The following is a 13,584-nucleotide window of genomic DNA, read 5'->3' on the forward strand; positions in this document are numbered from 1 at the left end:
AAGGAGCGCGTCTTCGCGCGTCTCGAACCATGAGGAGTGTGGCGCTCATCCTTCGAGACGCGGCCCAGGGGCCGCTCCCCAGGATGAGGGACTTAGTTCAGCTTCTCGATCGCCATCGCCACGCCCTGGCCGACGCCGACGCACATCGTAGCCAGCGCCAGCTTGCCGCCGCGCTTTTCCATGCCGTGCACCGCGGTCATCGCGAGGCGCGCGCCGCTCATGCCGAGCGGGTGGCCGAGCGCGATCGCGCCGCCATGCGGATTGACGAAGTCGGCATCTTCCTTGACGCCAAGCTGGCGCAGCACAGCAATGCCCTGCGACGCGAAAGCTTCATTGAGCTCGATCAAATCGAAGTCCGAGATCTTGAGGCCGAGCCGCTCCATCAGCTTCTGCGTCGCCGGCACCGGGCCGATGCCCATGATGCGCGGCGCCACGCCGGCCGAGGCGAGGCCGAGAATGCGCGCGCGCGGCGTCAGGCCATACTTCTTCACGGCGGCGGCGGAGGCCAGGATCATGGCGGCGGCGCCGTCATTGACGCCCGAGGCGTTGCCGGCGGTGACCGTGCCGTCCTTGCGCACGATCGGGCGCAGCTTGGTGAGGCCCTCCAGCGTGGTCTCGGGGCGCGGATGCTCGTCCTTGTCGACCACGATCGGGCCGGCCTTGCCGCCCGGCGCATGCACCGCGACGATTTCCTCGGCGAAATAGCCGGACGCAATGGCGCGGCCGGCGGCCTGCTGCGAGCGGATCGCGAAGGCATCCTGGTCGGCGCGCGAGATCTGGAAATCCTGTGCGACGTTCTCACCGGTCTCCGGCATCGCGTCGACGCCGTATTTCTCGCGCATCAAGGGATTGATAAAGCGCCAGCCGATCGTGGTGTCGAAGATCTCGGCCGAGCGCGAAAAGGCTTCGGTGGCCTTGCCCTGGACGAACGGCGCGCGGGTCATCGATTCGACGCCGCCGGCAATGGCGAAATCGATCTCGCCGCCGCGGATGGCGCGGGCGGCGGCGCCGACCGCATCGAGGCCGGACGCGCACAGACGGTTCAGCGTCAGGCCGGGAACCTGTTCCGGCAGTCCGGCCAGCAGCAATGCCATGCGGGCGACGTTGCGGTTGTCCTCGCCGGCCTGGTTGGCGCAGCCGAAATAGACCTCGTCGATGCCGGTCCAATCGATGCCCGGATTGCGCTCCATCAGCGCCTTGATCGGGGTGGCGGCGAGGTCATCGGCGCGGACCTTGGCCAGCGAACCGCCAAAGCGGCCGATCGGGGTGCGCACTGCGTCGCAGATAAAGACATCGCTCATGAAATTCTCCCTGAAGGCGCCATCCGCGTTGGACCGCCGGATTTGGCGGCTGTTGTAGGAAGGCCCAAGCGGGCCGTCAAATGCTGGCTGGGCGCCAGCGCCGCGCCGCAGGCGGGGCGGATATGCGCAAGGTAGCTAGGCGGCGGCCGTCTTGAAGGTGATGCGCCCCGGCTTCCCGGCGTCGCGGTTCGGCCGCATGGTGATTTCGATGTCCTGCGCGAACACCGTGAGCATTTTCATCAGCCGCTCCGCCGAATAGTCGTCGAAATCGCCGCGCAACAGCAGCGACAGATCCGGCTGATGGATGCCCAGCAACTTGGCGGCCTTCACCTGGGTCAACCCACGGCCTTTGATCAGCCGCTGCAGTTGCGCAACGATCTGGCTCTTCAGCAGCCGCTGTTCGGCATCCGGCAGGCCGAGATCGGCAAACACGTTGCCGCTGCTCTCGGTCGCCTCGATTTCACGCTTGTTCATCAGCCTTCTCCTTGGCGGGCGCGGAAGTGCGCTTCGGCGTCGCGCAATCGCGATTTGATCAGGTCGATGTCGTGATGCGGCGTAGCGGCACCCTTTTTCGACTTCTTCTGGAAGGCGTGCAGCACGTATACGACGCCCTCGAAACGCACGGTGTAGACCGCCCTGTACGTATCGGTGTCGAAATCATCGATCAGTTCGAGGACGGAACGCCCGCCAAATCCCTTCAGCGCCTTCGCCGAATTCGGTTCGTCGCCGTCCTGAACCTGCCCCAGCGCATAACCGATCCGGTTCTGAACCTTCGCGGGGAATCGCTTCAGGTCCTTCAGGCTGGAGCCAATGAAGATACAGGCTTTTGTGTCTGGTCGATCATCGCCCACAACGAGATTATAGGGAAATCCCTATAATCTCGCAAGATCGCTTAGGCACTGGAAAACGCCGTCCCGCCCTGTGAACTCCCGGCCTAAATTTGCTAGCGTTCGCGGCCATGACGATCCAGCAAAACATCCCGGCTCCCGAGCCCGCCGCCGTACCCGTCGAAGACACCACCAAAGTGTCGCCGATGATGGAGCAGTACCTTGAAATCAAGGCCGCCAATCCCGGCCTCTTGCTGTTCTACCGGATGGGCGATTTCTACGAGATGTTCTTCGAGGACGCCGAGACGGCATCAAGGGCGCTGGGCATCGTGCTGACCAAGCGCGGCCGTTACCAGGGCAATGACATCGCGATGTGCGGCGTGCCGGTGGAGCGCTCCGACGATTATCTGCACCGGCTGATCGCGCTCGGCCACCGCGTCGCGGTGTGCGAGCAGATGGAGAACCCGGCCGAGGCCCGCAAGCGCGGCAACAAGAGCGTGGTGAAGCGCGACGTGGTGCGGCTGGTGACGCCGGGCACGCTGACCGAAGACACGCTGCTCGACGCCCGCACCAACAACTATCTGCTGACCATTGCGCGGGCGAAGGGCGCGGCCGGCGCCGACCGCATTGGCCTCGCCTGGATCGACATCTCGACCGCCGAATTCAACGTCACCGAATGCAGCGTGGCCGAGCTCGGCGCCACGCTGGCGCGGATCAATCCCAACGAGGCGGTGGTCACCGACGCGCTATACAGTGACGCTGACATAGCCCAGTTGCTGCGCGAACTGCCGGCGGTGACGCCGGTGACCCGCGACGTGTTCGACGGCGCCACCGCGGAGCGCAGATTGTGCGACTATTTCGCCGTCGCCACGATGGACGGCTTGAGCGCGATGTCGCGGCTGGAGGCGACCGCCGCCGCCGCCGCCGTGACCTATATCGACCGCACCCAGCTCGGCAAACGCCCGCCTTTGTCGCCGCCGTCGCGCGAGGCCGCCGGCACCACGATGGCGATCGATTCCGCCACCCGCGCCAATCTCGAACTGACGCGGACGCTATCCGGCGAACGCAAGGGATCCTTGCTCGATGCCATCGACGGCACCGTCACCGCCGCGGGCTCCCGCCTCCTCGCACAGCGCCTTGCGGCGCCGCTCACCGACGCTGCCGCGATCGGGCGCAGGCTCGACGCGGTCGCGGTGTTCGTAACTGATGCCGGCGTGCGCGACGATATTCGTTCGGCACTGAAGGCCGCGCCCGACATGTCGCGCGCGCTGGCGCGGCTCGCCGTCGGCCGCGGCGGCCCGCGCGATCTCGCCGCACTGCGCGACGGCGTGCTCGCCGCCGACCAGGTGCTGGCGCGGCTGGCTGTGATCGACAACCTGCCGACCGACATCACGGCCGCGATGGACGCGCTGCGCCGGCCGTCGCGCGACCTGGCCCGCACTTTTTCTCGCGCCCTCGCCGACGAGCTGCCGCTGCAAAAGCGCGACGGCGGCTTCGTCCGCGAAGGCTTTGAGCCCGCGCTCGACGAGACCCGCAATCTGCGTGATGCCTCGCGCCTCGTGGTCGCCGCGATGCAGGCGCGCTACGCCGACGACTGCGGCGTCAAGGGCCTGAAAATCCGCCACAACAACGTGCTCGGCTACTTCGTCGAGGTCACCGCGCAGCACGGCGACAGACTGATGACGCCGCCGCTCAACGCCACCTTCATCCACCGCCAGACGCTGGCCGGTCAGACCCGCTTCACGACCGCCGAACTCGGCGAGATCGAAGCCAGGATTGCGAACGCCGGCGACCGCGCGCTTGGCCTCGAACTCGAAATCTTCGAGCGCCTGGCACTGATGGTCGCCGACGACGCCGACGATCTGCATGCCGCAGCACACGCCTTCGCGCTGCTCGACGTCGCGACCGCCCTGGCCAAGCTCGCGATCGACGACAACTATGTCCGCCCCGAAGTCGATGATTCGCTGGGCTTCGCCATCGAGGGCGGCCGCCATCCCGTGGTCGAGCAGGCGCTGCGCCGCGACGGCCATCCCTTCATTGCCAATGCCTGCGACCTGTCGCCGGGGCCGGCGCAGAAATCCGGCCAGATCTGGCTGATCACCGGCCCCAACATGGCCGGTAAATCGACGTTCCTGCGGCAGAACGCGCTGATCGCGCTGTTGGCGCAGATCGGGTCTTACGTGCCGGCGGGGCGCGCGCGGATCGGCATCGTCGACCGATTGTTCTCGCGCGTCGGCGCCGCCGACGATCTGGCGCGCGGCCGCTCCACCTTCATGGTGGAGATGGTCGAGACCGCGGTGATCCTGAATCAGGCCTCGGAGCGCGCGCTCGTCATCCTCGACGAAATCGGGAGGGGCACCGCGACTTTCGACGGTCTGTCGATCGCCTGGGCGGCGATCGAGCACCTGCACGAGTCAAACCGCTGCCGCTCGCTGTTCGCGACGCATTATCACGAGCTCACCGCGCTCTCCGCCAAACTGCCGCGATTGTTCAACGCCACCGTCCGCGTCAAGGAATGGCATGGCGACGTGGTGTTCCTGCACGAGGTGCTGCCCGGCTCGGCGGACCGCTCCTACGGCATCCAGGTCGCCAAGCTCGCCGGCCTGCCGGCCGCGGTGATCGCGCGCGCCAAGTCGGTGCTGGCCAAGCTGGAAGCGCAGGACCGCGGCCAGAATACGAGGGCGCTGATGGACGACCTGCCTTTGTTCGCCATCCCCTCCCGCGCCGCCGCGGAGCCCGCGCCGCCGACCGAGGCCGAAGCGCTGATTGCGGCCCTCGCCGCGATCCACCCCGACGAATTGTCGCCGCGCGAGGCGCTGGAGGCGCTTTATGCGCTGAAGGCCAAGCTGCCGAAGGGGTAAGTTACACAGCGCCCCTGCGTCGCCGCCCCCACGTCCACAGCGCCAGATTCCACGCCACGCAGATCGCCAGCGCGAGGCTCAACGCCAGCGCGGATTCCAGCCGCACCGCGGTGAGGTGCAACGCCACGATCGACAGGCCGAAGCCCATCAGGCCCCAGCCGCCATTGGCGATCACCGCGGCGGTAGCGGGCCCGCCGATGCGCGGCTGCAGCAGCAGCATCAGGCTGGTCAGCACCACCGGGTACAGCGCGAGAATGCCGCTGCCGGCCGGCCCGATGGTCGATGACAGCGTCACCACGGTCGCCACCAGCGAGGCCACCAGCGCGGCGCGCAGCGGGATATCGTACCAGCGCCGGACGATCACCGGCATCTTCACATGACGAAACCGCGCCATCAGCGGCAGCACGATGGCGAAGGCGACTGCATTGACGGCGATGCCCGACATCAGCGACCACTCGGTACTTCGCACCACAGCCGCCAGCGCGAACCACACCAGTACCGCCGCGCCGAGGCTGACCACGGTGCTGCAGCGCTGCGCCAACCACACATAGGTCAGCGCGAGAGACATGGTGGCGGCGTTGACTGGCAGGCTGGCCAGCGCGCCCTGCGCGATGAAAGCGGCATCGTGGTCCAGCGCGAGAAACACGTAGGACGGCCCGGCGGAGATCGGCAGCGTCGCCACCAGTGCACCGATCACCGGACCGGAGCGTTCGGTGATGATCGAGGCGGTGACGACGAAGGCCGCGGTCACCGCCATGCGCAGCAGCAGCGTCAGCGCGACAGCGAGGTCGGGAGGGATAAGATCGGCAGGCATCAAGGCAACGGCACTTTCTCACCCTCCCCTTTTGAGGGGGAGGGTCGGCGCCCGGCACGCGAAGCGTGACGGACGTCGGGGTGGGGTGACAGGGGCAGCGGCGGATCTGAACACCCACCCCACCCCGACGCGCGCTTCGCGCGCATCGACCCTCCCCCTCCAGGGGAGGGTAAGCGCCGCCGCTATCGACACCTTGCGGTTCAACTCCGATACCTCGCCGAAATCCGAACAACACCAGTTCGTTAAGTGAATTGACCGGGATCGGACGACGATATGTCACATTGCCCGTGACAGCGCCCGCGCCGTCCGATATCCCGGCTAGTCATGGAAACTGCAATCGCCACGCGCCCATCGGCCGACCCCCGTTTCGACACGTTGCGCATCACCGCCGCGATCGACGCGCTGGCCGCCGAGCATCGCGGCCGCCACGATTTGTTTCGCGCCGCCGTCGCCAAGCTTTTGAAGGCTGAGTTGCTGGCCGCGCGGCAGGCTGCCGAGACCATTTTGTTGAAGGACCGCCACGGCCGGCGCTGCGCCGAGACTTTGTGCTACGTGCAGGACCAGATCATCCGCATGCTGTTCGCCTCGGCGACCAAACATCTCTATCCCTCGACCAATCATTCCACCGCCGAGCGCATGGCGGTGGTCTCCACCGGCGGCTATGGCCGCGGGCTGATGGCGCCGGAGAGCGACATCGATCTGCTGTTCATCCTGCCCTACAAGCAGACCGCCTGGGGCGAACAGGTCGCCGAAGTGATCCTGTATTGCCTGTGGGACATGGGGCTCAAGGTCGGCCACGCCACCCGCTCGGTCGACGAGTCGATCCGCCAGTCGCGCGCCGACATGACGATCCGCACCGGCATCCTGGAGGCGCGCTTCCTCACCGGCGACCAGGCTTTGTTCGACGAGCTGATGACCCGCTTCGACGCCGAGGTGGTGCAGGGCACCGCGACCGAATTCGTCGCGGCCAAGCTCGCCGAGCGCGAGGAGCGCCACCGCCGCGGCGGCCAGTCGCGCTATCTGGTCGAGCCCAACGTCAAGGACGGCAAGGGCGGGCTGCGCGACATGCACACCCTGTTCTGGATCGCGAAATACGTCTACCGCGTCCGCGATACCAAGGAACTGCTGGCGCGCGGCGTGTTCGACGCACATGAATACCGCGTCTTCAAGCGCTGCGAGGACTTTCTCTGGACGGTGCGCTGCAACATCCACTTCGTCACCAATCGCCCGGAAGAGCGATTGTCGTTCGACCTGCAGCGCGATATCGCGGTCCGGCTCGGCTACACCTCGCATCCCGGCATGCAGGACGTCGAGCGCTTCATGAAGCACTACTTCCTGATCGCCAAGCAGGTCGGCGACCTCACCGCGATCCTGTGCGCCAAGCTGGAAGACCAGCAGACCAAGCCGGTGCCGGCTTTGAGCCGGATGATGGCCAAGCTGCGGCCCGATTTGCAACGCCGCCGCGTGCCGGGCTCGGATGCCTTCATCATCGACAACAACCGCATCAACCTTGCCGCGCCCGACGTGTTCAAGGAAGACCCGGTCAACCTGATCCGGCTTTTTCGCCTCGCACAGAAGAACAACCTCGCCTTCCATCCCGACGCGATGCGCGCCGCGACCCGCTCGCTGCGGCTGATCAATGCCGAGATGCGCGAGGATCCCGAAGCCAACGCGCTGTTCATGGAGATCCTGACCTCGGACAATGCCGAGACCGTGCTGCGGCGAATGAACGAGGCCGGCGTGCTCGGCCATTTCATCCGCTCGTTCGGCCGCATCGTTTCGATGATGCAGTTCAACATGTACCACCACTACACGGTGGACGAGCACCTGCTGCGCTGCGTCGGAATCCTGCAGGAGATCGAGCGCGGCGGCAATGACGAGTTCGTGGTCGCCTCCGACCTGATGCGCAAGATCCAGCCCGAGCACCGCGCGGTGATCTACATCACGGTGTTGCTGCACGACGTCGCCAAGGGCCAGCCGGAAGATCACTCGATCGCCGGCGCCAAGGTAGCACGACGGCTGTGCCCGCGGCTCGGCTTCAACGCCGCCGACACCGAACTGGTGGCGTGGCTGATCGAGGAACATTTGACCATGTCCACAGTAGCGCAGTCGCGCGACCTGTCGGACTCAAAGACGATAGAGAACTTCGCCGCCGTGGTGCAGTCGGTGGAGCAAATGAAGCTGCTGACGATCCTCACCACCGCCGACATCCGCGGCGTCGGTCCCGGCGTCTGGAACGGCTGGAAGGCGCAATTGCTGCGCACGCTGTATTACGAGACCGAGCCGGTGCTGACCGGCGGCTTCTCCGAGGTCAACCGCGCCCAGCGCATCGCGGTGGCGCAGGCGGAATTCCGCCGCGTCTTCACCGAATGGCCGGAGCAGGAGCTCAACGCCTATATCTCCAGGCATTATCCGGCGTACTGGCTCAAGGTCGAACTGGGCCGCAAGATCCGCCACGCCCGCTTCCTGCGGGCCTCCGAGGAGGCCGGCCATAAGCTCGCGATCAATGTCGGCTTCGACGAGGCCCGCGCCGTTACCGAACTCACCATTCTGGCGGTCGACCATCCCTGGCTGCTGTCGATCATCGCCGGCGCCTGTGCCGCGGCCGGCGCCAACATCGTCGATGCACAGATCTACACCACGACGGATGGCCGCGCGCTCGATACCATCGCGATCTCCCGGGAATACGACCGCGACGACGACGAGGCGCGCCGCGCGACCCGGATCGGCGACATGATCGAGGACGTGCTGGAGGGCAAGTTGCGGCTGCCGGAAACCGTCGCCAAGCGCGCGGCGTCGAAGGGCAAGCTGAAGCCGTTCGTGGTCGAGCCGGAAGTCACGCTGAACAACAACTGGTCGGACCGCTACACCGTGATCGAGGTTTCCGGCCTCGACCGCCCCGGCCTGTTGTACCAGCTCACCACCTCGATCTCGAAGCTCAACCTCAACATCGCCTCGGCCCATGTCGCGACCTTCGGCGAGCGCGCCCGCGACGTGTTCTACGTCACGGATCTTTTGGGCGCGCAGATCAACGCGCCCACGCGGCAGGCCGCGATCAAGCGCGCACTGATCCATCTGTTGGCGCATGGCGACGCCGCGGAGCATTCGGCGTAAGCTCTTGTCATTCCGGGGCGCGAGCGCGCCAGCAGCGAGCGAACCTCAGCCACTCCAATTGGAGTGGCGGGGAATCTCGACATGAGACGATGAACATTTCGGGATTCCGGGTCTGCGCCATCCGGCTTCGCCGTCTGTCACATCCCGGAATGACAGTGTGCCCGCCGCCCCGTCGCCCCGTCGCCGTCCAGCGCCAGCCGTGGCATGCGGGCGAGGTCGGCGCACCGGCAGCCCTTTTCAAAGCCAACCTGCAACAAATACTAGACGACCGGTCTAATACATCCTATACACGCCGCATGAAGCAGTCGATCGGCTATGAACCCGCGGATGTCCGGCAGGGTATCCTTGAAACCGGCCAACGCATCATGGCCGCCAAGGGGTTTTCTGCGGTCGGCCTGAACGAGATCCTGAGCAGCGCCGGCGTGCCTAAGGGGTCATTCTACCATTATTTCGGATCGAAGGAGGCGTTCGGCGAGGCGCTGCTGGAGAGCTATTTCAAGGACTATCTCGCCGAGATCGATGCGACGCTCCAACTGCCCGGCCAGACGATGGCGCAGCGCCTGATGAATTACTTTCAGCAGTTTCGGCAAACCCAGTCGCAGCTCGATTGTCAGGGCAAGTGTCTGGCGGTGAAGCTGGGCGCGGAGGTCGCGGACCTGTCGGAAACGATGCGGGCGGCGCTGAACCGCGGCACGGCAGGGATCATCGACCGGCTCGGACGGGCCATCGAGACGGGCTTGAAGGAAGGTTCGCTGTCGGTCAGGGGCCAGCCCCGTGAGGTGGCGCAAAGCCTGTATCAGTCGTGGCTCGGTGCCAGCGTGATGGCCAAGATCGTGCGCACGACCGACCCGTTCGACGCCGCGCAGAGGACCACCCGCGAGATCCTGCATCTGTCGTCCTGACCGACGGACAACGCAACGCCATCGGGGACAACTGTTCCCGATTGAAAGACGACCGGTCTACTAAAACCTTACCAATGGAGAACTGACATGAAGATTTTGATGGTCCTGACCTCGCATGACGAACTCGGCAGCACCGGCCGCAAGACCGGTTTCTGGCTCGAAGAGCTGGCCGCGCCGTATTATGCGTTCCTCGATGCCGGCGCCGAGATCGTGCTGGCCTCGCCCAAGGGCGGCCAGCCGCCGCTCGATCCGAAGAGCAACGAGCCGGACAGCCAGACCGACCTGACGCGCCGCTTCGAGGCCGATGCCAAGGCCAAGGCCCAGCTCGCCGGCACGCTGCGCCTCGACATCGTCGCGCAGGCCGACTTCGACACCGTGTTCTATCCCGGCGGTCACGGCCCGTTGTGGGATCTTGCCGAAGACAAGAACTCGATCGCCCTGATCGAATCCTTCGTCGCCGCCGGTAAGCCCGTCGCGCTGGTCTGCCACGCGCCGGGCGTGCTTCGTCACGTCAAGACGCCGGACGGCAAGCCATTGGTCGAAGGCAAAAAGGTCACCGGCTTCACCAACACCGAGGAAGCTGCCGTTGGCTTGACCGAGATTGTGCCGTTCCTGGTCGAGGACGAGTTGAAGGCCAAGGGCGGCCTCTACTCCAAGGGAGCGGACTGGGGCTCCTATGTTTTGACCGACGGCCTGCTGATCACCGGCCAGAACCCGGCGTCGTCCGGCCCGGCGGCGAAGGTGCTGCTCGAGCAATTGGCCGGCCGCGCGAAGTAAAACGCAATCCGCCGCGGCACCTGAAAGCCGCGGCGGATCCGGCGGCGTAAGGCGGCAGCTGTCTCTGCAGCCGTAGTCCTGCCGCCACCTATCAGCTGTCGTCGCAGCGAAAGCGGGGAGACAGCTGGAAAGGGTCGCGGGCCGCAGTGACTAAATCGCTTGCTGGGTCGATCCCCTACGTCGCCGCCGTGCCGTCGCCGTCGAGCGCCAGCCGCAGCATGCGCGCGAGGTCGGCGCGGCGATACGGCTTGGTCAAAAGCCGGACCCCGGCATCGACCCGGCCATGATGGACGACGGCATCCTCGGTGTAGCCGGAGGTGTACAACACTTTCAGCCCCGGCCGCAGCGCACGGATCTCGTCGGCGAGCTGGCGGCCGTTGATGCCGGCGCCGAGCACGATATCGGTGAACAGCAGGTCGAACGCCAGCCCCTGTTGCACCATTGCCAGCGCTTCCACGGCGTTGGTGGCGGTATGCACCCGGTAGCCGAGGCTGACCAGATTGGTGATGACGTAGCTGCGCACCAGTTCATCGTCCTCGACCACCAGCAGAACCTCCTGACCTCCGGTGATCTCGGGCGCCTGCGTCACCGCCGGTGCCGGGCTGGCCAGTTCGGCGCGCGGCAGGAAGATCTTGATCGTGGTGCCATAACCTTCCTCGCTGTAGATCTTGATATGACCGCCGGACTGCCGGACGAAGCCATAGACCATGCTGAGGCCGAGGCCGGTGCCCTTGCCGATCGGCTTGGTGGTGAAGAACGGATCGAACACACGGTCGAGAATCGCGGCGGGAATTCCCGAGCCGGTGTCGCTCACCGCGATCATCGCGTAGGGGCCGGGCACGACTTCGACGTTCTGCCCGGCATAGGCCTCGTCGAGCATGACATTGCCGGTTTCCAGCGTCAGCCGGCCGCCCGAGGGCATCGCGTCGCGGGCGTTGACCGCCAGATTGAGCAGCGCGCTGTAGAGCTGCGCCGGGTCGGCCAGCACGGGCCAGGGCTCCGCGATCAGCCGGGCTTCGATATCGACCTTCTCGCCGAGTGTCGGCCGCAGCAGCCGCGCGGAGTCGGTGACCATCGCATTGATATCGATCAGGCGCGGTTGCAGCGGCTGCTTGCGGGCAAACGCCAGCAATTGGTGGGTGAGGTCGGCGCCGCGGTCGACCGCGTCGTTCAGCATCTGCGCCACCCGCGCCAGCATCGGCTGGTCCTTGACGCCTTCGCTGATGATCTCGACGCCGCCGGTCAGCACGGTGAGGATGTTGTTGAAGTCGTGCGCCACGCCGCCGGTGAGCTGGCCGACCGCTTCCATCTTCTGCGCCTGCTGCAGCTGGCGCTCGGTTTCCTTGAACCGTGTCAGGTTGCGGTAGACGACGACGGCGCCGTCCATCCTGCCGGACGGGCCGGACAGGATGCCGCCGCTGGCGGTGACATGGATCAGATTTGAGTCGCTGCCACGGCGAAAAACAAACTCGACGTTTTCAAATCGCTCGCCGCGCAGCGCGCGGGCGAGCGGCGCGTCCTCCGCCGCCAACGGCGTGACGCCATCGGTCTGGAAACGTTGATGGCCCTGCTGATAGGCCGAGACGCCGACCGGCAGATTGTGGCCGAACAGCGCCCTGCACACCGCATTGGCGAACACCGTGCGGCCCTGCGCATCCACGATCAGGATGCCATCGGACATGCTCTCGATAGTCTTGTCGAACACCTCGGATTTTTCGCGCAGCGCCGCATTGGCTGCGCAGACATCGCGCGCCATGCGGGCGAAGGCCGCCGAGAGGATGCCGATTTCGCCGTTGCCCGCGTCCGGCAGCTGGATCGGCTCGCCGCGCCCGAAACCTTCCACCGCCGCCGTGATCTGACGCAGCGGCCGCGTCAGGACGCGGGCCATCCAGGTCGCCAGCACGATGGCGACGCCGACCGCGCCCAACGCAATCCACAAATTGGACCGCCGCAGCGCCAACGCCGGCGCCATGATGCTGTCATAGGATGCCGTCTCGATGACGCCGAGCAGCGGACCGCCGGCCACATGCGCCGTTGCGATCGCCGCCGCGACCCGCTTGCCCTGCGCGCCCTCGACCAACGCGGCTCCCCTGCCCTCCGGGCCGATCGCCGCCTCCAGGCCAGGCAACTCGTCCTGCCAGCGGTAGCGCCGTCCGAATTCGAATCCGAAGGCGCGGGACGGGTCGGGATGCAGCAGGAAATCGCCGGCAGTATTGACGACGTAGATCATCGACCGATCGTCCATCGCGGCACGGATACTGTCGAAGGTCGGCCGGACATCGATACTGATCATGAAGATGCCGAACGGGCGGCCTTCGGAATCGTTGATACGCGAGGCGAAGCGCAGCTCCGGGATCTCGGGCAGGTCGGCTTTGCCATCTTCCTGATTGAACTCGATCGGCGACACATAGACCTGATCCACCGGCAGAGCGATGGCGCCGCGGAAATAGCCGCGATCGCCGATGCGGTGCAGTTCGGCTTGGGGCACGACGCGGATCGTGCCGCCCGGACCCAGACGGTCCACCCGGATGATCTCGCGACCTCCGTCGGCGATGCCGATCAGGCGCAACTGCCGCACCTCCGGCTGGAAGCGCAACCGCCCGACATAGATAGCCTCGATCCTTTCCTGCAACTTCGCCGCCGAAATATTCTCGACGGGATCGATGCCGCCGGCCTGCCTGGCCCGCACCAGCCCGTCATGCGAGGGACTGGCACGCAGCGTCAGCACGTCGCCGCGGACGTCGCGCAGCAGGATGTCGAGCACGCCGAGCCGCGCCCGCGCTTGCGTCATCAGCCGGTCGAGGCTGACCGGCAGCACGGCGGATTCGACATTGCGGTAGCCCAGCAGGCCGACCGCCGCCATGCCGAGCACCAGCGCCGTCATTGCAAGGATCAGGCGGGTCGACAGTCTCATCCAAAATTCCGCGTCGCCCGCGCCAGCAGAGGGCGCGGTGTTCGATCAATAGGCCATGTTCGCCTGCACCGGCG

At 66.2% G+C, this 13,584-nt stretch carries 9 protein-coding genes; 4 read left to right on the top strand and 5 right to left on the bottom strand.

Annotated features, from left to right (window positions below):
* Positions 1 to 92: 92 nt before the first annotated feature.
* The 3 genes from pcaF to FNL56_RS26090 form a co-directional block, all read right to left on the bottom strand.
* Positions 93 to 1,301 carry a 3-oxoadipyl-CoA thiolase gene (gene pcaF, locus FNL56_RS26080; RefSeq protein ID WP_143575710.1) on the bottom strand — a complete coding sequence of 403 codons (1,209 nt, stop codon included), beginning with the start codon at positions 1,299 to 1,301 and terminating at the stop codon, positions 93 to 95.
* Between the two features lie 135 nt (positions 1,302 to 1,436).
* A complete protein-coding gene (locus tag FNL56_RS26085; protein ID WP_168203033.1) occupies positions 1,437 to 1,775 on the bottom strand; it encodes a helix-turn-helix domain-containing protein in 339 nt (112 codons plus the stop codon).
* A complete protein-coding gene (locus tag FNL56_RS26090; protein ID WP_246660797.1) occupies positions 1,775 to 2,152 on the bottom strand; it encodes a type II toxin-antitoxin system RelE/ParE family toxin in 378 nt (125 codons plus the stop codon). The genes FNL56_RS26085 and FNL56_RS26090 overlap by 1 nt, the downstream gene beginning before the upstream one ends.
* 107 nt (positions 2,153 to 2,259) lie before the next feature.
* On the opposite strand from FNL56_RS26090, the gene mutS reads away from it, so the two are divergent.
* Positions 2,260 to 4,989 (top strand): DNA mismatch repair protein MutS, encoded by a 2,730-nt coding sequence (gene mutS, locus FNL56_RS26095; protein ID WP_143582456.1) that lies wholly within the window; start codon positions 2,260 to 2,262, stop codon positions 4,987 to 4,989.
* Between the two features lies 1 nt (position 4,990).
* Here mutS and FNL56_RS26100 read toward each other — a convergent pair whose 3' ends face one another.
* On the bottom strand, positions 4,991 to 5,788 hold the full coding sequence (locus tag FNL56_RS26100; protein WP_143576392.1) for a hypothetical protein: 798 nt from the start codon (positions 5,786 to 5,788) through the stop codon (positions 4,991 to 4,993).
* 339 nt (positions 5,789 to 6,127) lie between these two features.
* Here FNL56_RS26100 and FNL56_RS26105 point away from each other — a divergent pair, with 339 nt between their 5' ends.
* The 3 genes from FNL56_RS26105 (at position 6,128) to FNL56_RS26115 (ending at position 10,596) form a co-directional block, all read left to right on the top strand.
* A complete protein-coding gene (locus FNL56_RS26105) occupies positions 6,128 to 8,917 on the top strand; it encodes a [protein-PII] uridylyltransferase (RefSeq protein ID WP_143575712.1) in 2,790 nt (929 codons plus the stop codon).
* A gap of 89 nt (positions 8,918 to 9,006) precedes the next feature.
* The gene (locus tag FNL56_RS26110; RefSeq protein WP_368039321.1) at positions 9,007 to 9,819 is read left to right on the top strand and encodes a TetR/AcrR family transcriptional regulator; all 813 of its coding nucleotides are present in this window, start codon (positions 9,007 to 9,009) and stop codon (positions 9,817 to 9,819) included.
* An 87-nt stretch (positions 9,820 to 9,906) separates the two neighbouring features.
* Positions 9,907 to 10,596, top strand: coding sequence for a type 1 glutamine amidotransferase domain-containing protein (locus tag FNL56_RS26115; RefSeq protein ID WP_143575714.1), 690 nt, complete (start codon positions 9,907 to 9,909; stop codon positions 10,594 to 10,596).
* Positions 10,597 to 10,771: 175 nt separating this feature from the next.
* Here the strand turns inward: FNL56_RS26115 and FNL56_RS26120 are convergent, their stop codons facing one another.
* Positions 10,772 to 13,510 carry an ATP-binding protein gene (locus FNL56_RS26120; protein ID WP_143582457.1) on the bottom strand — a complete coding sequence of 913 codons (2,739 nt, stop codon included), beginning with the start codon at positions 13,508 to 13,510 and terminating at the stop codon, positions 10,772 to 10,774.
* Between the last annotated feature and the right edge of the window lie 74 nt (positions 13,511 to 13,584).

The sequence above is a fragment of the Tardiphaga sp. vice304 genome (assembly GCF_007018905.1).
Classification (GTDB): domain Bacteria; phylum Pseudomonadota; class Alphaproteobacteria; order Rhizobiales; family Xanthobacteraceae; genus Tardiphaga.

Bases quoted from the DNA above. Each gene is read 5' to 3' on its own strand.
- pcaF (WP_143575710.1), bottom strand. From the start codon at position 1,301: ATGAGCGATGTCTTTATCTGCGACGCAGTGCGCACCCCGATCGGCCGC.
- FNL56_RS26085 (WP_168203033.1), bottom strand. From the start codon at position 1,775: ATGAACAAGCGTGAAATCGAGGCGACCGAGAGCAGCGGCAACGTGTTT.
- mutS (WP_143582456.1), top strand. From the start codon at position 2,260: ATGACGATCCAGCAAAACATCCCGGCTCCCGAGCCCGCCGCCGTACCC.
- FNL56_RS26105 (WP_143575712.1), top strand. From the start codon at position 6,128: ATGGAAACTGCAATCGCCACGCGCCCATCGGCCGACCCCCGTTTCGAC.
- FNL56_RS26110 (WP_368039321.1), top strand. From the start codon at position 9,007: ATGAACATTTCGGGATTCCGGGTCTGCGCCATCCGGCTTCGCCGTCTG.
- FNL56_RS26115 (WP_143575714.1), top strand. From the start codon at position 9,907: ATGAAGATTTTGATGGTCCTGACCTCGCATGACGAACTCGGCAGCACC.
- FNL56_RS26120 (WP_143582457.1), bottom strand. From the start codon at position 13,510: ATGAGACTGTCGACCCGCCTGATCCTTGCAATGACGGCGCTGGTGCTC.